The sequence below is a fragment of the Paracoccus sp. (in: a-proteobacteria) genome (assembly GCF_030538655.1).
Classification (GTDB): domain Bacteria; phylum Pseudomonadota; class Alphaproteobacteria; order Rhodobacterales; family Rhodobacteraceae; genus Paracoccus.
The window spans coordinates 150,297-171,767 of the sequence record NZ_JAUNTO010000002.1; the positions used below are offsets into that span (position 1 = coordinate 150,297).

Annotated in this window: 22 protein-coding genes; 14 read left to right on the top strand and 8 right to left on the bottom strand. The window is 64.4% G+C overall.

Annotated elements, in window-relative coordinates:
- Positions 1 to 146 precede the first annotated feature (146 nt).
- A complete protein-coding gene (locus tag Q4G22_RS02495) occupies positions 147 to 809 on the top strand; it encodes a DUF1236 domain-containing protein (protein WP_303384314.1) in 663 nt (220 codons plus the stop codon).
- Between the two features lie 108 nt (positions 810 to 917).
- On the opposite strand, the gene Q4G22_RS02500 is transcribed toward Q4G22_RS02495, so the two are convergent.
- From Q4G22_RS02500 to Q4G22_RS02510, 3 genes are all read right to left on the bottom strand, one after another.
- A complete protein-coding gene (locus Q4G22_RS02500; RefSeq protein ID WP_303384315.1) occupies positions 918 to 1,901 on the bottom strand; it encodes a P1 family peptidase in 984 nt (327 codons plus the stop codon).
- Positions 1,902 to 1,961: 60 nt separating this feature from the next.
- Positions 1,962 to 2,093: a hypothetical protein gene (locus Q4G22_RS02505; RefSeq protein WP_303384316.1), complete on the bottom strand. Its 132-nt coding sequence runs from the start codon at positions 2,091 to 2,093 to the stop codon at positions 1,962 to 1,964.
- Positions 2,094 to 2,231: 138 nt separating this feature from the next.
- On the bottom strand, positions 2,232 to 3,890 hold the full coding sequence (locus Q4G22_RS02510; protein WP_303384317.1) for a thiamine pyrophosphate-binding protein: 1,659 nt from the start codon (positions 3,888 to 3,890) through the stop codon (positions 2,232 to 2,234).
- A gap of 45 nt (positions 3,891 to 3,935) precedes the next feature.
- Here Q4G22_RS02510 and Q4G22_RS02515 point away from each other — a divergent pair, with 45 nt between their 5' ends.
- The 4 genes from Q4G22_RS02515 (at position 3,936) to Q4G22_RS02530 (ending at position 7,438) form a co-directional block, all read left to right on the top strand.
- A complete protein-coding gene (locus tag Q4G22_RS02515; RefSeq protein ID WP_303384318.1) occupies positions 3,936 to 4,712 on the top strand; it encodes a MaoC family dehydratase N-terminal domain-containing protein in 777 nt (258 codons plus the stop codon).
- Positions 4,713 to 4,829: 117 nt separating this feature from the next.
- A complete protein-coding gene (gene smpB, locus Q4G22_RS02520) occupies positions 4,830 to 5,306 on the top strand; it encodes an SsrA-binding protein SmpB (protein ID WP_303359668.1) in 477 nt (158 codons plus the stop codon).
- Positions 5,307 to 5,460: 154 nt separating this feature from the next.
- Complete coding sequence (locus tag Q4G22_RS02525; protein ID WP_303384319.1) at positions 5,461 to 7,149, top strand: Pycsar system effector family protein; 1,689 nt, start codon at positions 5,461 to 5,463, stop codon at positions 7,147 to 7,149.
- 52 nt (positions 7,150 to 7,201) lie between these two features.
- On the top strand, positions 7,202 to 7,438 hold the full coding sequence (locus Q4G22_RS02530) for a DUF1289 domain-containing protein (protein ID WP_303384320.1): 237 nt from the start codon (positions 7,202 to 7,204) through the stop codon (positions 7,436 to 7,438).
- 313 nt (positions 7,439 to 7,751) lie between these two features.
- Here the strand turns inward: Q4G22_RS02530 and Q4G22_RS02535 are convergent, their stop codons facing one another.
- The 5 genes from Q4G22_RS02535 to ccmI form a co-directional block, all read right to left on the bottom strand.
- Positions 7,752 to 8,087 carry a MerR family transcriptional regulator gene (locus Q4G22_RS02535; protein ID WP_303384321.1) on the bottom strand — a complete coding sequence of 112 codons (336 nt, stop codon included), beginning with the start codon at positions 8,085 to 8,087 and terminating at the stop codon, positions 7,752 to 7,754.
- 1 nt (position 8,088) lies between these two features.
- A complete protein-coding gene (locus tag Q4G22_RS02540) occupies positions 8,089 to 9,015 on the bottom strand; it encodes a DnaJ C-terminal domain-containing protein (protein WP_303384322.1) in 927 nt (308 codons plus the stop codon).
- A gap of 53 nt (positions 9,016 to 9,068) precedes the next feature.
- On the bottom strand, positions 9,069 to 10,127 hold the full coding sequence (locus Q4G22_RS02545; RefSeq protein ID WP_303384323.1) for an aldo/keto reductase: 1,059 nt from the start codon (positions 10,125 to 10,127) through the stop codon (positions 9,069 to 9,071).
- A 160-nt stretch (positions 10,128 to 10,287) separates the two neighbouring features.
- Complete coding sequence (gene ruvX, locus Q4G22_RS02550) at positions 10,288 to 10,761, bottom strand: Holliday junction resolvase RuvX (protein ID WP_303384324.1); 474 nt, start codon at positions 10,759 to 10,761, stop codon at positions 10,288 to 10,290.
- Entirely contained in the window at positions 10,758 to 12,311 is a 1,554-nt protein-coding gene (gene ccmI, locus Q4G22_RS02555; RefSeq protein ID WP_303384325.1) for a c-type cytochrome biogenesis protein CcmI, read from the bottom strand. Before ccmI ends, ruvX begins: the two co-directional genes overlap by 4 nt.
- 178 nt (positions 12,312 to 12,489) lie before the next feature.
- Here ccmI and Q4G22_RS02560 point away from each other — a divergent pair, with 178 nt between their 5' ends.
- The 9 genes from Q4G22_RS02560 (at position 12,490) to Q4G22_RS02600 (ending at position 21,468) form a co-directional block, all read left to right on the top strand.
- Positions 12,490 to 13,746 carry a sarcosine oxidase subunit beta family protein gene (locus Q4G22_RS02560; protein ID WP_303384326.1) on the top strand — a complete coding sequence of 419 codons (1,257 nt, stop codon included), beginning with the start codon at positions 12,490 to 12,492 and terminating at the stop codon, positions 13,744 to 13,746.
- A 93-nt stretch (positions 13,747 to 13,839) separates the two neighbouring features.
- Positions 13,840 to 14,061, top strand: a complete 222-nt coding sequence (locus Q4G22_RS02565) for a hypothetical protein (protein WP_303384327.1) — start codon at positions 13,840 to 13,842, stop codon at positions 14,059 to 14,061.
- 142 nt (positions 14,062 to 14,203) lie between these two features.
- A complete protein-coding gene (locus Q4G22_RS02570) occupies positions 14,204 to 14,482 on the top strand; it encodes a hypothetical protein (RefSeq protein WP_303384328.1) in 279 nt (92 codons plus the stop codon).
- Positions 14,476 to 14,799 (top strand): sarcosine oxidase subunit delta, encoded by a 324-nt coding sequence (locus tag Q4G22_RS02575; RefSeq protein ID WP_303384329.1) that lies wholly within the window; start codon positions 14,476 to 14,478, stop codon positions 14,797 to 14,799. Before Q4G22_RS02570 ends, Q4G22_RS02575 begins: the two co-directional genes overlap by 7 nt.
- Positions 14,796 to 17,735: a sarcosine oxidase subunit alpha family protein gene (locus tag Q4G22_RS02580; RefSeq protein ID WP_303384330.1), complete on the top strand. Its 2,940-nt coding sequence runs from the start codon at positions 14,796 to 14,798 to the stop codon at positions 17,733 to 17,735. Before Q4G22_RS02575 ends, Q4G22_RS02580 begins: the two co-directional genes overlap by 4 nt.
- On the top strand, positions 17,728 to 18,246 hold the full coding sequence (locus Q4G22_RS02585; RefSeq protein ID WP_303384331.1) for a sarcosine oxidase subunit gamma: 519 nt from the start codon (positions 17,728 to 17,730) through the stop codon (positions 18,244 to 18,246). Before Q4G22_RS02580 ends, Q4G22_RS02585 begins: the two co-directional genes overlap by 8 nt.
- A gap of 100 nt (positions 18,247 to 18,346) precedes the next feature.
- On the top strand, positions 18,347 to 19,444 hold the full coding sequence (locus Q4G22_RS02590; protein ID WP_303384332.1) for an ABC transporter permease: 1,098 nt from the start codon (positions 18,347 to 18,349) through the stop codon (positions 19,442 to 19,444).
- Positions 19,441 to 20,211 (top strand): ABC transporter ATP-binding protein, encoded by a 771-nt coding sequence (locus Q4G22_RS02595; protein WP_303384333.1) that lies wholly within the window; start codon positions 19,441 to 19,443, stop codon positions 20,209 to 20,211. The genes Q4G22_RS02590 and Q4G22_RS02595 overlap by 4 nt, the downstream gene beginning before the upstream one ends.
- A gap of 9 nt (positions 20,212 to 20,220) precedes the next feature.
- Positions 20,221 to 21,468 (top strand): MlaD family protein, encoded by a 1,248-nt coding sequence (locus Q4G22_RS02600; protein ID WP_303384334.1) that lies wholly within the window; start codon positions 20,221 to 20,223, stop codon positions 21,466 to 21,468.
- The last annotated feature ends 3 nt before the right edge of the window (positions 21,469 to 21,471 follow it).

Consider the following 21,471-nt stretch of genomic DNA (forward strand, 5'->3'; position numbering starts at 1 on the left):
CATCACGCGGCCAGTCGGATGTCAAAGGATCGGGTTCCCGCCGATGCCGCAAATTTATTGTGATGGCGGTGGGGGAACGATCAACGGCGCGGCGGGGTTGGCTGCCCGATGGTCCGAACCCGGACCGATAGGAAAGGATACTTGTGATGCGTAAACTGTTTGCTGCCACCGCCCTTGCCGCCGCCACCGTCTCGGGCGCGGCCTTTGCCCAGACCGCCGCCACGGCGGCCGCCGACCTGAACCTGCGGTCCGGCCCCGGCAACTGGCACGAGGTGATCGGCGTCATTGCCAATGGCGATGAGGTCAGCGTGGCAGGCTGCATCGAATCGGCCAACTGGTGTCAGGTGACGTATGACGACACCGAAGGCTGGGCCTATGGCGATTATCTGGCCGTCGGCGAAGGCGATACGATCCAGCCGCTTTACCCGAACCGCACGCAGATCGGCGTGACGGTGATCGAACAGCCCGCCGATATGCAGCCGCAGAACACGGCGGTCGCCGGTGCCTTGGGTGCCTCGATGGGGGCGATCATCGCTGGGCCGTTCGGTGCCGTGGCCGGTGCCGCCCTTGGCGGTGCAACCGGGGCGACAGTCCCGCAGGAACCTGCGCCCGAGGTCCGCACCTATATCACCGAACATCCGGTCGATCCGGTGGTTCTGGACGGTGAAGTGGTCGTGGGTGCGGGTCTTCCCGAAACTGTGACTCTGCACGAGGTTCCCGGTCATGACGATTACCGTTATGTAACGGTCAACGGTCAGACTGTGCTGGTCGGTCCTCAGGATCGCCGCATCGTCTATATCTATCGCTAAGCTGTTCCCTCTTGGCGATCTCTGGGGGCGGGGTTTGCGGACCTCGCCCTTTTTTATCGAAACGCCCCGGTTTCCTGTTGGCCCAAATACGCAGCTTTGGGCGCGGCCTTACAAATCCGCCCAGCAAGGTTGCAGATCGCCGGGCGCGGCCCGTGCTGCATGAATGCCGCGTGCAATGGCGCGGGCCAGACAGCAGGCCGCCGCATGGCCGATCTGGAACGGATCGCGCAGCGGGTCGGCCAAGGGGCGTGCGCCGGTCGAGACCGCGAACACCAGATCCCCGTCCAGCGGCGTGTGCGCGGGCACCAGCGCGCGGGCCATGCCGTCATGCGCCGCCGTGGCTATGCGCTGTAACGCCGCCTTGTCCAGAGTGGCATCGGTGGCGACGATGGCGATGGTCGTGGCCTCGCCCTGCCGTTTCATCGGTTGCGGCTCTGCCGCCGCCGGAAAGCTGCCCGGCAGGCCAAGCGTGCCGAATTCGCCCTCCAGTTCCCACGGTGCCGCCCAGAAATGGCGGCTGTCGCCCACGGTGGGCGAGCCGAGCGCGTTGACCACCACCAGCGCCCCCACGGTCACGCCGCTGTCCAGCACGGCCGAGGCCGACCCCAGCCCGCCCTTGATCCAGCCGGTCATTGCGCCGGTGCCCGCCCCGGCGGTGCCGATGTCAAAATCCGGTTGTGCTGCCGCTAACGCAGCCCGCCCAAGCGCCGGATAGGGGGTGTCGCGCCAGCCCTTGTCACCGCCGTTCAGCAGGTCAAAGACGATGGCCCCCGGCACGATCGGCACACGTGCCGCGCCCACGGCAAAGCCGCGCCCGGCGGCCAGCAGCCCGGCCATCACCCCGTCGCAAGCCGCCAGCCCGAATGCCGAGCCGCCCGACAGCACCAGCGCATCGACCGCAGGCACCAGCTTGTCCGGGGCCAGCAGATCGGTTTCCCGCGTGCCGGGCGCGCCGCCCATGACATGCACGGCGGCGGCAAAGGGCGCATCCGCCGTCAGCACTGTCACACCGGATTTCAGCGCGGGGTCGTGGGCATTGCCAACCCGCAGCCCGGCGACATCGGTTATCAGGTTTCGGGGGCCGGGCTTCATATCTGCTCCTTCAAGGCGACCGTGGCGGGATCACCCGTATTGGGGTGTCGGCTGTCCCGATCAATAGCATATGGGTTTTGACCGTGGCACCGGGACGATGGGCCATGCCGCACGCAGCACGTAAAGCTGGTCGGGGTTCAGTGTATCCGACGCGCCGTCGGGCAGGTTGATCCCCAACTGCCCGTGCAGCACCAGAAACAGGTCGTCTGTATCGGCATGATCGTGCGACGAATTTGTCCGGCAGCTTGCCCATTATGAGGCCATGGCCGCTAAAGGCGCTGACGATCCGGGGCGAGCAGGGGTTATCGAAAACGGCCAGATCGTCGGGCGTCATCGCGGTTGATCCTTTTGCGCCGCCGCGCGGATCTGGGTCAGGGTGGCGGCGGTGGTCAGCGCCTCGGGGTCCAGTTGCAGCTCGATCACGGCCAATGTGCCGGCCTGTTGCGCGCGCCCGAATGCGGCGGGGAAATCGTTGCCATCCGTCACCACCTCGCCATGGCCGCCATAGGCGCGGGCCAGCGCGGCATAATCGGGGTTGAACAGATCGGTGCCCGACACCCGCGCGGGATAGTGTTTTTCCTGATGCATCCTGATCGTGCCATAGCGCCCGTTATTCGCCACGATGACAATCGGCGTGGCGCCATACTGCCGGGCGGTGGACATCTCGTTCAGGGTCATCTGGAAACAGCCGTCGCCTGCCATGCATACGACAACCCGCCCCGGATGCTGCAAGCTGGCCGCCACCGCCGCCGGAAAGCCGTAACCCATCGACCCCGAGGTGGGGGCGATCTGCGTCCGCGCGCGCTTGAACCGGAAATAGCGGTGCAGGAAAGAGGCATAGTTGCCCGCGCCGTTGGTGATGATCGCGTCTTCGGGCAGATGGGCCGACAGCCAGCAGATCACCTGTTCCATTTTGACGGCACCGGGGGTGTCGCGCGGGGTCTGCCAATCCTCGTAATGCGCACGCAGGGCGGCGGTCCAATCGTCCCAGCGGCGCGGCGCGGGGGTATTGGCCAGAGCGGCCAGCGCGGCGCGGGGGCAGGCGGCGATGCCAGGGTCGGCCCGCCACAGGTGCCCGATCTCGTCCGGGTCGGGATAGACATGCACAATGCGCCGCCCCTGCGCGCGGGGGTTCATCAGCTCATACCCCGCGGTCAGCGTGTCACCCAGACGCGACCCAAGCGCCAGGATACAATCCACCTCGCGCAGCGCCGCGCCCAGACGACCGTTCATGCCCACACCCAGATCGCCGGCATAGTTGGGCAGGCGGTTGTCCATGTAATCCTGCCGCCGGAACGGCACCGCCACCGGCAGCCCCCAGTGTTCGGCAAAGCGCGCCAGATTGTCGGCATCGGTCTGCGTCCAGATCGTGCCGCCGGGCACCACCAGCGGACGTTCCGCCGCCGCCAGCGCATCGGTGATCGCCGTCACCTGCGCCGCCGACAGGCCCGCCACCGGACGCGGGGCCGGGGTAAGGTCGGGCGCATCGGTGCTGGCCGACAACATGTCTTCGGGCAGGGCCAGCACCACCGGGCCGGGGCGGCCCGACATGGCCAGATCAAAGGCGCGGGCGATATATTCGGGGATACGTTCGGTCTGGTCGATCTCGGCCACCCATTTTGCCAGCCCGCCGAACATCTGCCGGTAATCGACCTCTTGAAACGCCTCGCGGTCGCGGTCGGACCGGGCGATCTGGCCGATGAACAGAATCATCGGCGTGCTGTCCTGTTTCGCCACATGCACACCGGCACTGGCATTCGTGGCCCCCGGTCCGCGGGTGACAAAGCAGATACCGGGCCGCCCGGTCAGCTTGCCCGCTGCCTCGGCCATCATGGCGGCACCGCCTTCGTGGCGGCAGACGATGTTCTGGATGCCGCTGTCATGCAGCCCGTCCAATACCGCCAGAAACGATTCGCCGGGAACCGAGAAAACCCGCCCCACCCCCTGCGCCTTGAGTGCGTTGACCAGAACCTGCCCGCCGTGCCGCATGGATTTTCCTTTCCTGTGCCTGCCTGTCGCACTAGCCTAGCGGCTATGAGCCAGCCCGTCACCCTAAGCGATCACATGGACCCCGCGCGAATGACGGCACTGGCCGTCACGCTGGGGCTGAGCTGGACAACCGATGCGCCGCTGCCGCCTTTTGCGCATCAGATCTATTTCTGGGATGCCCGCCCGGCGGATCAGCTGGGCCGTGATGGACATCCGGCGGTGGGGCAGGGCGGGCTGATCCCCGATATGGGGTTGCCACGCCGGATGTGGGCCGGGGGGCGGCTGCACTTTGTTGCGCCGCTGTTTGCCGGACAACCGGCACAAAAGACCTCGACCGTCGAATCGACCGCCCGCAAACAGGGCCGGTCGGGTCCGCTGGCCTTTGTCACTCTGCGCCACGAAATCAGCCAGAACGGCCGGCTTTGCGTCACCGAATGGCAAGATCTGGTTTATCGCCCCGAGGCACGGGCCAGCGCCGCCCCCCGATACCCCGCCGCGCCCACCGATGCCGACGACCGGCAGGGCCGGGTGTTCACCAGCACCGAACTGTTCCGTTATTCCGCACTGACCATGAACGGTCACCGTATCCACTACGACGCCGATTATACCCGCGACATCGAAGGCTATGCCGGGTTGGTCGTTCATGGCCCGCTGCTGGCACAGCATCTGATGCTGATGGCCGGGCCGGGGCTGGAACGGTTTTCCTTTCGCGGTGTGTCGCCGCTGATCGCTGGCGAAGCGGTGGTCTTGTGCCGTCGGGGCGATGATCTGTGGGTGGCGGGCGGCGACGGGCGCCTGTGTATGCAGGCAACACGCGGCTGACCTGTCTTTCGTTTGATAAATATCCCGACGAACGCCCGACCCGGTGGACCGGGCTGGGGGCGCGGTCCCCCGGTCCACCCTTTACACCCGGCCCGCGTGCACCTATCTGCAAGCGTCATGGCCAAGGAACCCGAAAACAAGAACTACAAGGTGATCGCCGAAAACCGGCGGGCACGATTCGATTACTTTATCGAATCCGATCTCGAGGTCGGCATCGTCCTGACTGGCTCCGAGGTGAAGTCCCTGCGCACCGGCCGGTCGAACATCGCCGAATCCTATGCCAGCGTGGAAAATGGCGAATTGTGGCTGATTAACGGCTATATCGCTGCGCTGCCCCATGCGGGCGTGTTCGGGCACGAAGAACGTCGCCGCCGCAAGCTGCTGGTCAGTCGCCGTGAACTGGCGCGGTTGTGGCAGGCCATCGGGCGCGAAGGCATGACGCTGGTGCCGCTGGTGATGTATTTCAACCATCGCGGACGGGTAAAGCTGAAAATCGGCATCGCCAAGGGTAAGAAGGTCGCAGACAAGCGCGAAACCAGCGCGAAACGCGACTGGGGCCGCCAGAAACAGCGGCTGCTGAAGCAAAACACCTGATCCGTCGCCGCTTTTTCATCGGTTTGTCATCAGAGGGGGAACCCGCCGCCCTCTGACGGGCGTTTGTCATCATAAAATGACATGTGGCGGAATAAGCACGGTCGCCACGCGTAAGTCTGACAACTTACGATGGTAACTGCTGAGGGCGGGGGTGATGGCAAAGAACAGGAAAAAGAAACTGTCCGATCTTGCAGACGAATTCGACACGCTGTCGGCGGCTGCGGGTTTCGAGACCGATGACGGTTTTGACGACAAGAACGACAAAGATGACAAGGCCGACAAGCAAAAGCCCCTTGGCACCGCCAAGGCCGTCGAGACCATGTTCCGCAACGCTGTGCGTTCGGAAATGGATATGATCGCCCTGGCGGCGACCAAGGCGAACATCATGATCTCGCTGAACGGGCTGATTATCTCGGCGCTGATGATCTCGGGTGCGTTCATCTTTGCCAATTCCGCCGCCTTTCTGCTGCCGGCAGGGGTCTTTATGGCGACGGCGGCCTGTTCGATCATCTTTGCCCTGCTGGCGGCATCGCCCGAACGGGTGCATTATCTGCGCGGGCTGGCTGATTGGGTCCGCGCCCTGCGCCGGGGCGAGGCAGGTTTGCGCGATCTGCGCACCTATATGGACCGGGCCAATCAGATGCACGAGGATCACGATCTGAACCTGCTGATCTACGAAGACCGCGTGCGCATGACGCCCGATGATTACTGGGACCGGATGCAGGCCCTGCTGCGTGACCGCGACGACATCTATCGCAAGATGAGCGATCAGCTGTATTGGCTGGGCCTGATGGCGGACCGCAAGTTCAAGATGCTGAACGTGTCCTATACCGTCTTCCGCTGGGGGCTGTTGCTGTCCGTCATCGCCTTTGTCGGCATCAAATCCGCTTTTGGTCTGTTTCCCGGCCTGACTGGCCAACAACAATTGCCGCAACTGCGTAACCTTGGCATTTCGGAATTTCGCGACATCTATGAACCTTCCGCCGTGCAGCAGCTTCCTGATGGCCGCATCCTGGTGGTCGAGGACGAGGCAGCCCGCGCGCTCAACCTGATGAGCATCGGAACCGACGGCACATTGGTCGAAGACCCGGCTGCCGATGTGCGCCTGACCCGTGCCTTTGGCCGCCGCCTGAACGATCTGGAAGGGCTGTCGGTTGATGACCACGGCTTTATCTATGCGATCACCTCGCACGGGGTAAATGCCGATGGGCAGCGCAAGGCCGACCGCGAACAGATGCTGCGGTTTCGGATCGAAGGCAATCATGTCGGCCAGATCACCAGCTATACCAACCTGCGCGACGCGCTGGATGAGGCGGCGGAACTCAAGGCCAAGATTCAGGATATGACCGGCGAGGCGATCGACTTTGCCAATCTCAATATCGAGGGTCTGGCCTTTCACCGCCAGACCCAGAACCTGATGCTGGGTCTGCGTGAACCATTGATCGCGGAACGGTCGCTGATCGTGACCATCCGTAACCCGAACGAGGTGTTTGCCGGGACCGCCGCCCCGGTCTTTGGCGATCCCATCGTGCTGGATCTGCAAGGTGGCGGTATCCGTGCGCTCAGCTTTGATCCGGTGATCGGGGCGTTTCTGATCGTAAATGAAATCCGGGGCGAGGATGGCAAGAACCATTCGCGGCTCTGGTCCTGGAGCGGCGATCCGGCGGATGAACCAACGATGGTCGAACTGCCCGACATCATCAATCTGAACAATGTCGAATCCATTGATTCGATCACCATAAACGGCGAATCCCGCCTGTTGCTGATGAGCGATGAGGGCAATGAAAAGAAAGGCCGCCCGGCGAAATACATGATGCTGGATTACGCCCAGATCGGTCACTGACACAGCCCGGCGCGGGCCTTGCAACCCGCGCTGCTGCGGCTATGGTCCGCGCATGGATGACCGCGCCCCGATCTGGACCAAAGACGAACCGCAAAGCCCCTGCGTCAACATCTGCGTGATCCACCCGCAGGAAGGCATCTGCGTCGGCTGCTATCGCACATTGGATGAAATCGCCACATGGGGCGGTATGTCCGCCGATGGCCGCCGCGCGGTGCTGGCCGAATTGCCCGCGCGCAAACCGCTGCTGAAAAAACGCCGGGGCGGTCGCAACGGACGTCGCGATCCCTGATCCGGGCCACGCCCCGACATCTTTGGTGTTGAAAATATCCTCTGGGGTGAGGCGGATGACGGAAAAGGTCCAGTGGCCCTTTTTTCCGCCGAACGGGGGGCGAAGCGCCGTCGGCCTTTGGGCATGGCTTTGGTTCTGAACCCATTAATGCCCCATCGCAGCGGAATATCGCGGACAAAGCGCCTGCACTCTCTCGCCCTTCGGGGACCCCTGAGCAGCCAAATGGGGGCGCATGGGGCGTCTGATCGTGGGGCCACCACGCCTTGCGCGCGCCCCGCCCTCTTGGGCGCGGTCATGCAATGGGGGGCAGAACCTAGCGCAGCCGCCGCACCGTGCCGTGAATACGCGTCCGCACCTCGTCAGGTTCCGCCGCCACCGCCTGCATCAGGGCGCGCATGTCGCCGCGCATGGTGTTCAACTGGTCGATCAGCGACATTACCATATCCAGCGCATCTTCGGGCAGGTCATAGTTTTCGGCCAGATCGCTGACCAATTGCAGCCGTGCCAGATCGGCTTCGCGATACATCCGTGCGCCGCTGTCGTTTTGCACGGGCTGCACCAGGCGCGCGCGGCAAAAGGCCACCAGCCGGGTTTCGGTCAGGTCGGTGATGGCGGCGATGACTTCGGATTCGGAATAGATGCGGGCCATCTTATGCCTCCTTCCTTGGGTCATAGGCATGGGTCTTGCGCCAGTTCTCCATGAAATCGCGCAGCTCGTCATCGACCTGCGGCGGCATGACCACCTTCAGTTCCACATGTTGATCGCCGCCATTGATGCCACGTCCGCGCAGGCGCAGGCGGCGGCCGGTGGATGATCCGGCGGGCACGGTCAGGTTCACCGGGCCGTCGATGGTCGGCGCGGGCACCTTGGCGCCCAGAACCGCCTCGTCCAGCGCAATGGGCAGGGTGACGAAAATGTCATTCCCCTCGCGGCGGAAGGTCGGGTCGGGCAGCACGGTCAGCGTCAGATAGGCATCGCCCGCCTCGCCCTGGCCCATCCCTGCACCACCCTTGCCGCGCAGGCGGATGGTCTGGCCATCCTCGGCCCCTTTGGGAATCGTCACTTCAAGGTCAGCGCCATCGGGCAGGGTGATCCGGGTCTTGCCGCCCCGTGCAGCGGTCAGAAAGTCGATCTGCAACTGAAACCGCAGATCCTGCCCGCGCATGTGGAACTGTCGTTGATCGCGCCCCCCGCCGCCCATATCACCAAACCCGCCAAAGCCCCGCGTTCCGCGCCCGAACAGATCGTCGAACACGCCGGACAGATCGGGATCGCCGCTGAACCCATAGTCGCGGGCATAGGGATTGCCCGCCGCCTCGGCATGTTCGCGGTAAGTGCGGCGCTGCGGGCGCTCCTGCCCCTGATCGTCGATCTCGCCCGCGTCAAAGCGACGGCGCTGTTCGGGGTCTTTCAGCAGGTCATAGGCGGCAGAGGCGGCCTTGAACCGCTCGGTCGCCTTGGGGTCGGGGTTCAGGTCGGGGTGATCGGTTTTGGCGATCTTGCGATACGCCTTTTTGATCTCGGCATCCGAGGCCGATTTTGTCAGGCCAAGGGCCGCATATGGATCGCCAGCCATCATTCCCCCGTTTGTCGCGTCACCTCAGACAGATAGGCCGCGCGCGGCCCCGGTCAATAGGGCATCGCGGTTGCCTTGTGAAACTGTGCGATGGCTGCCAGCGTGGTGTCATCGGGCACCCGGCCAAGCCCCTCGATCAGATGCGCGAGCTGCGTATCGGTGGTGGTTCCGATGATCGGCACCACCTTGAACGGGCGCGTCAATTGCCAGTTGATCGCCAGATGCACCGGGTCCCAGCCATGTTCGGCGCATAGTTTCAGCCACAGATCGACCGCCTGATGGGCGCGTTCGGTGCGGCGGCCACCCAGATTGCCTTGCCCGCCATGCGCCTTGTCCACAGCGGCACGGCTGCCTTGGGGCAGGGTGCCACCCTGATATTTTCCGGTCAGCAGGCCAGCAGCCAGCGGGGAATAGGACAACAGCGTGACATCTTCGTTCACGGCCGCTTCGGCCAGATCGGTGTCGAAGGGACGATACAGCAGCGAATATTCGTTCTGAATCGCCGCCATGCGCGGTGCGCCTATCTGTTCGGCCACGTCGATCCAGCGGGTCAGCCCCCAGGCGCTTTCGTTCGACAGGCCCGCCGCGCGGATCTTGCCCGCCGCCTGCGCGGCCTTCAGCGCGGCCAGCACATCCTGCATATGCGCGATGGTTGCCGCGCGGTCCTGTTTCGAGGGATCATAGGTCCAGGTTTGGCGGAAGGCATAGGAACCGCGCACCGGCCAGTGAAGCTGATAAAGGTCGATCCTTTCAACCTGCAAACGCCGCAAAGATGCCTCGATACAGGCCGTTACCGTCGCCCCGTCAAAGGGTGCACCGTCGCGCACCATCTGGCTGGGGCCAGTGATCTTGGTGGCGATCTGCATCCGGTCGCCGGGGCGGCGTGCGGCGACCCATTCGCCGATGATCTGCTCAGACCGGCCTACGGTTTCGGCGCGGACCGGGTTCACCGGATACATCTCGGCGCAGTCGAAAAAGGTCATGCCCGCATCCATCGCCCGGTCCATCTGGGCAAAGGCATCTTCGGGCGCGGTCTGGTTGCCGAAGGTCATCGTTCCCAGACAGATTTCGCTGACCTCGACATCGCTGCCGCCCAGATTAACCCGTTTCATGTGTCACCTCTTGTCTGTTTGCGGCGCAAGCTAAAGGCGAAGGCGGTGGGATGAAAGGGGCTGACCGGGCTGCCTGTTTGCTGAAATGCGTGAATTCCGACCGTGCCGAGCGTTGCAACACGGCAATTCGAGTATTTAGGCAAACGGAACGCAGGGTGCGTCAGTTTCGGGTCAGATAGCGCAGCCGATCCAGCGCGCCTTGCAGAATATATCCGGCGGCGACCTGATCTATTACTTCGGCCCGGCGTTTGCGCGATGTGTCGGCCTCAAGCAAGGCCCGCTCGGCGGCGACGGTGGACAGGCGTTCGTCCCAAAAGCTGATTGGCAGATCGGTCAGCCGTCCCAGATTGCGGGCAAAGGCGCGGGTGGATTGCGCGCGCGGGCCTTCGCTGCCGTCCATATTGCGCGGCAGGCCCAGCACGATCCCGGCCAGCCCACGATCCGCCACGATTTTCAGCAGTTCCGCTGCATCTGCGGTGAATTTCGTGCGCCGGATCACCGACAGGGGCGAGGCCACCTGTCGCAGCCCGTCGCTGACCGCGACGCCGATGGTCTTGGTGCCAAGGTCCAGCCCGGCGATGGCGCCGGTGCGGGGCAGGGCTGCGGCGAAATCCTCGACCGTTTCGCAGATCATTCGGTGATCCCGGCGCTTTGGGCGGCGGCGTCGATCACGGCCAGTGATTCAGGATGGTCGGCAAAACGCTGCCGCGCCTCGGCCAGAATGTCGCGGGCGTGAGCTTCGTTGCCAACCACCATCAGAGCCGAGATCAGCCGCGCCCATTCATCCGCCGTGCCGCCCTGCGTGGCCAGCCGCGATTCCAGCCGTTGCACCATATCCTGCACCATCCGCTGACGCTGTTCCGCTGTCATGTCGCCAGCGGCCTGAATATCCTCGGCACTCGGGCCGGGGGCATCGCCTGCCATCGGCGCAGTCATTGGCGCGCCATCTGCCGGGGGCTGCGCGCTGGCCGCTGCCTCGATCTGGGTCAAGGCGTCGGGCTGGTCGGCATAGGCCGCGCGGGCGAGGTCGGCCATCTGGGCTGCCCTGTCATCCTGCCCGATCACCTTCAGCGAGGAAATCAACCGCACCCATTCCTGCGCTGTGCCGCCTTGCGTCGTCAGACGGGCCTCCAGCCCCTCGACCATGCCGGCGATCATCTGCTGGCGTTCCTCGGGCGTCATCATCTGCGCGTCGGCCATCTGTCCAGCGGTCGGGCCGGATAGCCCCATGGCCGCCCCCATGGTCGGGGGCTGATAATTCGGCTCGCCCGCGATCCATGCCAGATCCTCGATGGATTCGCGGATCGGGCCGATCCATGGCGCGTCAGCCGGTCCCTGTTCCAGCAGCCCGGCCCAGATGCGGAAGGTCAGGTCGGGGCGGGCGTTCTGCGCATACAGGATGCCCTGCACATAGCGCGCCTGCGGATAATGCGGATCGGCGGCCAGCGCACGGTCGATCAGCGCCTCGGCCTCGGGCGAGACGATGCCGCCGGTCGCCTGCACCATCAGCGCGGCCAGTTGCGTCAGTTCGGCAGCATTGGCCTGATCGCCGCGCAGGGTGATCAGCTTTTCCTGGGCCTCGCGGGCGGCGGTCAGATTGCCCAGCCGGGCTTCGTTCTGGGCCAGCAGGGTCAGCCCCTGCGGATCTTCGGGGTTGCGGGCCACGGCCTGCCGAAGCTGTTCGATCAGCTGTGCGAATTGCGGGTCAACGGGGGCGGCTTCGGGTGGCGTGGGGGCAACTGTTTCCAGTTCGGCCTGCGACGGGCGGTTTGTGTGCAGTTGCTCGGCCTCGGCCAGACGCGCCGACAGCGGCAGATCGCGCAGCCCCGGCACGCCTTCGCGCCAGTAAATCCCGAACGCCCCGCCCGCCAGCAGCAGCGCGATCAGCGCCGCCCCGACCAGTGCACCACCCTTGCGCGGGCCTTTGGCCGCCTCAAGCGTCAGCTTGCGGTCGGCCTCCAGCACCTTGCGGCCGATTTCGGCGCGCAGCCGGTCGGCGTCATCGGCGGCGATGATGCCGCGCGCCAGATCACGGTCCACCTCGCGCAGTTGATCGCGATAGACTTGCAGGTCATAGGCTGCGGGGGAATCGGGGATCACTGTGCCCTCCTGCCGCCGGAACGGCAGCAGGATCGCCCCCACGACCAGAATCGTCAGAGCCGCGCAGATGATCCAGAACAGCATCGCCTTCCCCTTTATTTTGCCGCCAAAGGGTTAGCCCGTTTCCCCCCGGATCAAAAGCCGAAAGCGTCGCACAAGGGCGCGATCCACTGTCGCATCCTGCACAGCCATGCCGCATTCAGGCTTGTCGCTGCGGCGGGGCAGAGGCATCTTTGACAGCGATTCACCCAAAGGGGATACCATGACCAAATCGGGCCGTTATTCCGTCTTTGCCATCGCACGCGAGGCGATGCGCCTGCACACCGGCTGGAAACGCGCATGGGCCAGCCCTGAACCGAAATCCTCCTACAAGGTGATCGTCGTCGGTGCGGGGGGGCACGGTCTGGCCACAGCCTATTATCTGGGCAAGAACTTTGGCATCACCGATGTGGCGGTGCTGGAAAAGGGCTGGCTGGGTGGCGGCAATACCGGGCGGAACACCACGATCATCCGGTCGAATTACCTGCAAGACCCCTCGGCGGCGATCTTTGACAAGGCGCTGCAACTGTATGAGGGGCTGTCGCAGGATCTGAACTATAACGTCATGTTCAGCCCGCGCGGCCTGATTATGCTGGCGCAGTCGGAACATGAGGTGCGCGGATACAAGCGCACCGTCTATGCCAACAACCTGCAAGGCGTATCCACCGAGTGGATCGAGCCTGCGCGCCTGAAAAAACTGGTGCCGATCATCAATATCGACGGGCCGCGCTATCCTGTGCTGGGCGGCTTGTATCAGGAACGCGGCGGCACGGCGCGGCATGATGCCGTGGCCTGGGGCTATGCCCGCGCGTGCAGCGATATGGGGATGCACATCATCCAGAACTGCGAGGTGCAGGGGATTGAAACGGCCAACGGTCAGGTGACGGCGGTCAACACATCCAAAGGCCGCATCGGCTGCGACAAGCTGGCGCTGGTTGTGGCCGGGCATTCATCGCATCTGGCCGAAATGGCCGGTTTCCGCCTGCCGATCGAAAGCGTCGCCTTGCAGGCGCTGGTGTCGGAACCGATCAAGCCCTGCATCGACGTGGTGGTGATGGCCAATCTTGTGCATGGCTATATGTCGCAATCCGACAAGGGCGAACTGGTCATCGGTGGTGGCACCGACGGGTTCAACAACTTTACCCAACGCGGCAGTTGGCAGCATGTCGAGGAAACCGTCCGCGCCCTGATCGAGACCTTTCCCATCATCTCGCGGCTGAAAATGCTGCGGCAATGGGGGGGCATCGTGGATATGACCGGCGACCGTTCGCCGATCCTGTCCACCACGCCGGTGGGTGGCATCTTTGTGAACTGCGGCTGGGGCACCGGCGGGTTCAAGGCGATCCCCGGTTCCGGCTGGGCGATGGCGGAACTGGTGGCCAATGGCACGCCCGGCCCGCTGGCGGCGGAATTCGGCCTGAACCGTTTCCGCGAAGGCCGGTTCATCGACGAATCCGTGGCCGCCGGTGTGGCGCACTGACCGGGGCGGATTGATGAAGATCAGTTTTCAGGGAACCAATGCGGCGACTTGCGGATTGTGCAACCACATTCCGAACGCGAGAAAGGTTTTCGTATGGCTGAACAACAAAACAACTCGGGCCTTTATTTCATCGTGGGTGCTGTCGTCGTCGCAGTTATCGCGATCATCTGGTTCATGTCTTCGGGCGGCACGCCCGAGCCGACCGCAAGCACCGGCGACACCACGACGATCACCGTCGAAACCCCTGCCGTTGAGGCTCCGGCGGTCGAGGCCCCTGCCGTTACCGTCGAGGAAGCCCCGGCCCCGTCGAACTGATCTGATTGCGGCTGGCGGGGCGGTTCCCGCCGGTCGGTTCCTGACGCGGCCTTGGCCGCAGGGCTGTCGTGATGCGGCCCCGGCGCTGCAATCCGCCTTTTGTCTTGATCCGGGGCATCCCGTCGGGCTGACCGGCTGGCCCATGACCGACGGATATGCCTTTTTGCGGCATGGACAGATGATTGGCGCGGCCCGTGATGGTCGCGCCATGTGTTGTGCGGGCTGCGCTGTGCAGCCTGCGGTGCTGGACCTGCCCGGCACAGAACCCACAGTCCAGAATTGCGACCGCGCCATGCCGGGCGATGTCTGGCTGTCCCGTTCGTCTTTGCCCGATCCCGTCATCCGCCGCCGTCTGGTCGCCATGGCGCCGGATCATGCCGCCACCCTGCCGCCAAAATCCAAGGAGCCTGAGGGATGCTGACCCTGACCTGTCCCTATTGCGGTGTTGCCGCCGAGGAAACCGAACTCGCCCCCGGCGGCGAGGCGCATCTGAAACGGGTCGGCCCCGATGGCGGTGACGACGATTTCGAAGCCTATCTGTTCGCGCGCAAGAATCCCAAGGGCGTGCATCTGGAACGCTGGCGCCACGCTTATGGCTGCGGCAAGTGGTTTCTGGCGGCGCGCGACACCATGACCTTGCAGGTCTTTGGCACCTACAAGGCGCAGACCCCTGCGCCCACCGAAGAGATCACCGCGGAAATCCGCAAATACCGCCCCGACTGGAGCTATCAGCCATGAGCGACGCCCCCCAAGAACACGGCCCGTTCCGTCTGGCCCACGGCGGTCGGCTGATCGACCGCGCCTATTCCACCCCCTTCCGGTTCGACGGGCGGCATCTGCGCGGGCTGGCGGGCGATACGCTGGCTTCGGCGTTGCTGGCGTCGGGGATCTCGCTGCTGGGGCGGTCGTTCAAATATCATCGCCCGCGCGGGGTGATTTCCTCGGGGGCCGAGGAACCGAACGCGCTGTTCGGGCTGGGGCAGGGTGGTCGGTTCGAACCGAACCAGCGCGCCACCACCACGCCCCTGATGCCCGGCATGGTGTTGCGCAGCCAGAACGCCTGGCCCTCGCTGAACGTGGACATCGGTGCGGTGAACAACTGGCTGTATCGGTTCTTTCCCGCCGGGTTTTACTACAAGACCTTCATCCATCCGCGCGCGGCGTGGAAGCATCTGTTCGAACCCGTCATCCGTCAAAGCGCGGGTCTGGGCGCGGTGCCTGATCAGCCCGACCCGGACCGCTATGAGCAAGCCTACGATTTCGCCGATGTCGTGGTGGTCGGCGGCGGTATCGCCGGGCTGACCGCCGCGCGCGATGCGGCAGAGACCGGCGCACGCGTTGTCGTGCTGGAACAGACGTCGCATTGGGGCGGGCGCACGCCGACCGACCATGCAGGCGGGCAGGCGGCGGTCGGTGCGCTGCTGGCCGATCTGCGCGGGCGGGCCAATGTGGTGCTGCGGCGCAATACCATGGCGACGGGGTTGTATGACCATGGCTATCTGATCGCGCGCGAGGCTTTGGCCGATCATGACCCGAATGCGGGCATTCCGCGTCAGCGGCTGTGGCGCATCCGCGCGGGGCGTGTTGTGACCGCGACCGGCGCGCTGGAACGTCCGCTGTCCTTTGCCTGCAATGATGTGCCGGGCGTGATGCTGGCCAGTGCGGTGCGCGACTATATCGACCTTTACGCGGTTGCGCCGGGGCGGCGCATCGTCGTGGTGACGAACAACGATGACGCCTATCGCACGGCTTTGGCGGCGCTTGATGCGGGGCTTGAGGTTCCGGTGATCATCGACGCCCGCGCCAAACCGGCGGGCGCGCTGATCGAGGCCGCGCGCCAACGCGGCATCCGCATTCTGCCTGGCAGCGGTATCGCCAAGGTGCGCGGGGGGCGGGCTGTGACCGGGGTCGAGGTCTGCGACTTCATCGGTCAGGGCGAGCTGCGCGAAACCATTCCCTGCGATTGCGTCGCCATGTCGGGCGGCTGGTCGCCTGTCGTGCATCTGTGGTCGCATTGCGGCGGCAAGCTGACGTGGGACGACCGGCGCGGCATGTTTCGCCCCGACCCGAACCGCCCGCCGCTGGGCGCGGACGGTCAGGGCAATGTCACCGTGGTCGGGGCGGCGAATGGTGATCTGACCTGCGCCGGTGAGCTGGAACAGCCCGAAGGCGCGATGCAGCCGGTCTGGATCATGCCATCGGCCGCGCCGCGCAAGGCGCGGTTCAAGATGTGGCTGGATTTCCAGAACGATGTAAAGGTCAGCGACGTGGAACTGGCCGCGCAGGAAGGGTATGAATCGGTCGAACATACCAAGCGTTACACCACGCTTGGCATGGCGACCGATCAGGGCAAGGTCAGCAATATCAATGGACTGGCGGTTCTGTCCAAGGCGCTGAATCAGCCGATTCCGGCGACCGGCACCACCACCTTTCGCCCGCCCTATACGCCGCTGACCCTGGCCACCATCGCCGCCGAGGCGCGCGGCGAGGCGTTCCAGCCGCTGCGCCGCACCGCGATGCACGACTGGCATCAGGCGCATGGGGTGCAATGGGAACCCGTCGGTCACTGGCGCCGCCCCTATTGCTATCCCCGCGCGGGCGAGGATGCCCATGCCGCCGTCGCGCGCGAGATTCTGGCGGTGCGGAACGGGGTCGGCACGCTGGATGCCTCGACGCTGGGCAAGATTTTGGTCAAGGGGCCGGATGCCGGGCGACTGCTGGACATGCTGTATACCAATTTGATGTCCAGTCTGCCGGTGGGCAAATGCCGCTATGGGCTGATGTGCAGCGAAAACGGCTTTTTGATGGATGACGGCGTGGTGGCGCGGCTGTCGGAGGACAGCTTTCTAGTGCATACCACTTCCGGCGGGGCCGACCGTATCCATGCGCATATGGAGGACTGGCTGCAATGCGAGTGGTGGGATTGGCAGGTTTACACCGCCAATCTGACCGAACAATTCGCACAGATCGCCGTTGCCGGTCCCAAGGCGCGTGTCTTGCTGGAACGGCTGGGCGGGATGGACCTGTCGGCGGAAACCCTGCCCTTCATGGGCTGGGCCGAGGGTGAACTGGCCGGTATCCCCGTGCGCATCTATCGCATCAGCTTTTCTGGCGAGTTGTCGTTTGAAATCGCCACCCCTGCGAACCGTGGGCTGGAGCTATGGCAGGCGCTGCATCAGGCGGGCGCTGATCTGGGCGTGGTTCCCTATGGCACCGAGGCAATGCACGTCATGCGGGCCGAAAAGGGCTTTATCATGATCGGGGATGAAACCGATGGCACCGTTATTCCGCAGGATCTGGGCCTGAATTGGGCGATCAGCAAGAAAAAGCCCGATTATATCGGCAAGCGCGCGCAGATGCGTAGCCACATGACCGACCCGGACCGCTGGCAGTTGGTCGGGCTGGAAAGCGTGGACGGGCGGATGATCCCCGATGGTGCCTATGCCGTGGCCGAGGGCGTGAACGGCAATGGCCAGCGTAATACGCAGGGGCGCGTCACCTCGACCTATCAATCGCCGACCTTGGGGCGGCCGATTGCGATGGGGCTGGTGCTGCGCGGGCCGCAGCGCATGGGCGAGGTGCTGGAATTCCCGGTGCCGGGCGGTCAGGCGATCAAGGCGCGGATCGTTGATCCGGTGTTCTATGACAAGGAAGGAACCAAGGCGAATGGCTGAGGCACTGGCACATATCGCCCGCGTGGACGGGCTGGGCATGGTGATGATCCGCGCCGATCTGGCCCGCGCCGGCAACGCCATCGCCGAGGCGGCGGGGCTGGCGATCCCGGCGCAGGCGCGCTTTACCACCGATGGCGACCGCTGGCTGGGCTGGATGTCGCCTGACGAATTGCTGCTGATCGTGCCGGGTGCGGACCGGGCCGAGGCGTTGGCGGCGCTGGAACAGGCGCTGATGGGCGAACATGGGCTGGTGGCCGATGTGTCGGATATGCGCGTGGTTTTTGACCTGACCGGGCGCAGGCCCGAACAGGTGCTGGCCAAGCTGGCTCCGGTCAATTTCGCCACGCTGCCCGCCGATGGTCTGCGCCGCACCCGTGCCGCGCAGGTCGCGGCGGCGATGTGGCGGCAGGGGGATGGCTGGCGGCTGATCGGGATGCGCTCGGTCGCGGGCTATCTGGCGGAAATCCTGACCAATGCCGCCACGCCGGGCAGCGATCTGGACCCGCGTTAAGGCAGCCCCAAGCGGTCGCCGATACAAAAAAACAAATTTTGTCGCACCGTTAAGCATAAAGTATCTGGAACTTATCTGCTGCGTCATACAAAAAGATGTGATGACGCAGCTTGCTTCACATACGCCTGCACATGCACTGACCGTTGATAACGGGCCTGATGGTCTGCGCCTGTCCGGTGAACTGACGGTGCGCGATCTGCCGCGCCTGCCGGACCCTGCGCCCGGCTCGCTGGATCTGTCAGCCCTGACCCGCATCGACAGCGCGGGTGCCTGGTATCTGGCGCAGGCGCGCAATGCTGGGGCGCGGCTTGATGGGCTAAACGGTCAGCCTGCGGCGTTTCTGGATGGAATCGCCGCCGCTGTTCCGACGCCCGACCCGCCGGTGCCCCAGCCCCCCAAGTGGAAGCGGCAGTTGGAACATCTGGGCCGGGCGGCAGTGGGGGCCGGGGCCTATCTGACCGAACTGGCCGAATATCTTGGCCGCTTTACCGCCGCTTTGCTGCGCGGGCTGCGCCATCCGTCGCAATTCCGGCTGACCTCGCTGGTCTATCACTGTCAGGAAACCGGGATGCGGGCGATTCCCATCGTCGCGCTGATGGCCTTTTTGATCGGCGTCGTGCTGGCATTTCAGGGTGCCAGCCAGTTGCGTCAGTTCGGGGCCGAAGTCTTTGTGGTCGATCTGATCGCCATTTCCATCCTGCGCGAGCTGGGCATCCTGCTGACAGCGATTATCGTGGCGGGGCGCACGGCATCGGCGCTGACGGCCTCGATCGGGTCGATGAAAATGCGCGAGGAAATCGACGCCATGCGCACCCTTGGCATGGACCCCGATCAGGTGCTGATCGTGCCGCGCGTGCTGGCGCTGATCCTGACGCTGCCGATTCTGGGGCTGATCGCCGATGTGGCGGGGCTTGCGGGTGGCATGATCATGTCCTGGATCGAGCTTGGCGTATCGCCGCCCATGTTCAAGGCGCGGCTGGTGGAAAACACCGATGTGCGCCATGTCATTGTCGGGCTGACCAAAGCCCCGGTCTTTGCGCTGATTATCGGCATTATCGGCTGTCATGCCGGGATGAAGGTCGGCAGCGATACCGAATCGCTGGGGCGGATGACCTCATCCTCGGTCGTTGCGGCGATCTTTGCGGTGATCGTGGCGGATGCGCTGTTTTCCATCTTTTTTTCGCAGGTGGGGATGTGACCGATAACGTCATCGAAGTCCGCGGCCTGCTGACCCAGTTCGGGCGCAACACGATTCATCAGGGGCTGGATCTGGACCTGCGCCGGGGCGAGATTTTGGGCGTGGTCGGCGGGTCCGGCACCGGCAAATCAGTGTTGCTGCGCACCATCGTCGGGCTAAAGCGGCCCGAGGGGGGGACCGTGCGCGTGCTGGGTGTCGATCCGCATCACGACACGGCGGCGCAGCGCCGGGCCTTGGGGCAGCGCATGGGCGTGATGTTTCAGGACGGCGCGCTGTTTTCCGCCCTGACCGTGCGCGAAAACGTCGAGGTGCCGCTGAACGCGATCCCCGGCCTGTCCGACACCGACAAGGCGGCGCTGGCCGAGCTGAAGGTCAGCATGGCGGGCCTGCCGTGGAACGCGAACGCCAAATACCCGTCTGACCTGTCGGGCGGGATGCGCAAGCGCGCCGGTCTGGCCCGCGCGCTGGCGCTGGACCCCGAGGTGGTGTTTCTGGACGAACCCACCGCCGGGCTGGACCCGATTGGCGCGGACGCCTTTGACCGGCTGATCGTGTCTTTGCGGGATTCGCTGAATTTGTCAGTGTTCATTGTCACCCATGATTTGGACACGCTGCACGTGTGTTGCGACCGCATCGCGGTTCTGGCGGAAAAGCATGTGCTTGTGACCGGCACGATGGCCGACATGTTGCAGGTCGATCACCCTTGGGTGAAAGAATATTTCCACGGTCCCCGCGCCCGCGCGGCCATGGTGCGGGAAGACGGGTAGGAGAGCAGGATGGAAACCAAGGCAAACTATGCGTTGATCGGAGCCTTTATCCTTGCGGGCTTTCTGGGGCTGCTGGGCTTTTTGATGTGGTTCGCCAAGTTCGAGGTGGATCGCCAGTTTGATTATTACGACGTCTATTTCCCCGAGGTGACGGGCCTTGGCGTTGCCTCGCAGGTGCGCTTTGCCGGTCTGCCGGTGGGGCAGGTCGTCGATATGGGGCTGACATCCGACGGCGATGGCCGTGTTCGTGTCCGGCTTGAGGTGCGGCAGGGCACCCCCGTGCGTCGTGATTCTGCCGCTTCGCTGGAAATGCAGGGCGTGACCGGCGTCGCCAACATCGGCATCAGCGCCGGCACCCCCAGTTCGCCCTTGCTGCGCGAGGTGTCCACAGATTCCGTTCCCGTCATTCCCGCCGCCCGGTCTGCCTTGCAGACACTGGGCGAGGAGGCCCCGGAAATGGTGTCCCGCCTGAACGAAGTGACACTGCATCTGACCGAACTTTTGTCTCAGGAAAACCGGAACAAGGTCGATACGATCCTGAGCAATATCGAACACGCCACCGGCAATCTGGATCAGGCGCTGTCCGACATCAGTTCTGCGACCAAGGTGGTGGCAGATGTCGCCGACAGCATGTCCACCTTGGCGCCGCGGCTGGATACATTGGGCGAAACGGCGAATGGTGCCTTGCAGCGTGCTGACGAAACGCTTGCCAAGATCACCGAAACGGCGGGCAATCTGGATCAGACGCTGGCATCGGGCACCCGTGCGCTGGATACGGTGCAGGCTTATGTCGCGGATGATCTGCCTGGGCTGACCGCGCGGCTGACGCAATCACTGGAAAACCTGGACCCTGTGCTGGTCAGTGCCGCCCCGGCGCTGGATGCGGCGCGCAGCGCCTTTGAAGGGGCCGATCAGATCGTCAACACCGATCTTGGCCCGGTCATCAGCGATCTGCGTGAAACGCTGACCAATCTGAATGCTGCCATCACGCAGGTGAATGCCGATTTGCCGGGTATTTCGCAGAATGTTTCATCCGCCGCCGCTTCGGCTGATGCCGCCTTTGCCAGCCTGCGCGGCACGCTTGAGGGGATTCGCGGCCCGGTGCAGAACTTTGCGCAGGAAGGTTTGCCACAGTTCAGCATGGCTGGCCGGGACATCCGTGCCGTCGCCCAAAGCATCGATCATCTTGTCCGTCAGCTTAGCCGTAATCCCGGTCAGCTGTTGTCCGGGCAGCGCCAACCTGAATTCCGTCGCTAGAGG

What these genes read in the sequence shown, in the direction of transcription:
- Q4G22_RS02600 (WP_303384334.1), top strand. Translation starts at nt 20,221, where the DNA reads ATGGAAACCAAGGCAAACTATGCGTTGATCGGAGCCTTTATCCTTGCG.
- Q4G22_RS02585 (WP_303384331.1), top strand. Translation starts at nt 17,728, where the DNA reads ATGGCTGAGGCACTGGCACATATCGCCCGCGTGGACGGGCTGGGCATG.
- Q4G22_RS02535 (WP_303384321.1), bottom strand. Translation starts at nt 8,087, where the DNA reads ATGGCCCGCATCTATTCCGAATCCGAAGTCATCGCCGCCATCACCGAC.
- Q4G22_RS02580 (WP_303384330.1), top strand. Translation starts at nt 14,796, where the DNA reads ATGAGCGACGCCCCCCAAGAACACGGCCCGTTCCGTCTGGCCCACGGC.
- Q4G22_RS02540 (WP_303384322.1), bottom strand. Translation starts at nt 9,015, where the DNA reads ATGGCTGGCGATCCATATGCGGCCCTTGGCCTGACAAAATCGGCCTCG.
- Q4G22_RS02565 (WP_303384327.1), top strand. Translation starts at nt 13,840, where the DNA reads ATGGCTGAACAACAAAACAACTCGGGCCTTTATTTCATCGTGGGTGCT.
- Q4G22_RS02570 (WP_303384328.1), top strand. Translation starts at nt 14,204, where the DNA reads ATGACCGACGGATATGCCTTTTTGCGGCATGGACAGATGATTGGCGCG.
- ruvX (WP_303384324.1), bottom strand. Translation starts at nt 10,761, where the DNA reads ATGATCTGCGAAACGGTCGAGGATTTCGCCGCAGCCCTGCCCCGCACC.
- Q4G22_RS02525 (WP_303384319.1), top strand. Translation starts at nt 5,461, where the DNA reads ATGGCAAAGAACAGGAAAAAGAAACTGTCCGATCTTGCAGACGAATTC.
- Q4G22_RS02590 (WP_303384332.1), top strand. Translation starts at nt 18,347, where the DNA reads ATGACGCAGCTTGCTTCACATACGCCTGCACATGCACTGACCGTTGAT.
- ccmI (WP_303384325.1), bottom strand. Translation starts at nt 12,311, where the DNA reads ATGCTGTTCTGGATCATCTGCGCGGCTCTGACGATTCTGGTCGTGGGG.
- Q4G22_RS02545 (WP_303384323.1), bottom strand. Translation starts at nt 10,127, where the DNA reads ATGAAACGGGTTAATCTGGGCGGCAGCGATGTCGAGGTCAGCGAAATC.
- Q4G22_RS02560 (WP_303384326.1), top strand. Translation starts at nt 12,490, where the DNA reads ATGACCAAATCGGGCCGTTATTCCGTCTTTGCCATCGCACGCGAGGCG.
- Q4G22_RS02495 (WP_303384314.1), top strand. Translation starts at nt 147, where the DNA reads ATGCGTAAACTGTTTGCTGCCACCGCCCTTGCCGCCGCCACCGTCTCG.
- Q4G22_RS02530 (WP_303384320.1), top strand. Translation starts at nt 7,202, where the DNA reads ATGGATGACCGCGCCCCGATCTGGACCAAAGACGAACCGCAAAGCCCC.
- Q4G22_RS02575 (WP_303384329.1), top strand. Translation starts at nt 14,476, where the DNA reads ATGCTGACCCTGACCTGTCCCTATTGCGGTGTTGCCGCCGAGGAAACC.
- smpB (WP_303359668.1), top strand. Translation starts at nt 4,830, where the DNA reads ATGGCCAAGGAACCCGAAAACAAGAACTACAAGGTGATCGCCGAAAAC.
- Q4G22_RS02510 (WP_303384317.1), bottom strand. Translation starts at nt 3,890, where the DNA reads ATGCGGCACGGCGGGCAGGTTCTGGTCAACGCACTCAAGGCGCAGGGG.
- Q4G22_RS02515 (WP_303384318.1), top strand. Translation starts at nt 3,936, where the DNA reads ATGAGCCAGCCCGTCACCCTAAGCGATCACATGGACCCCGCGCGAATG.
- Q4G22_RS02500 (WP_303384315.1), bottom strand. Translation starts at nt 1,901, where the DNA reads ATGAAGCCCGGCCCCCGAAACCTGATAACCGATGTCGCCGGGCTGCGG.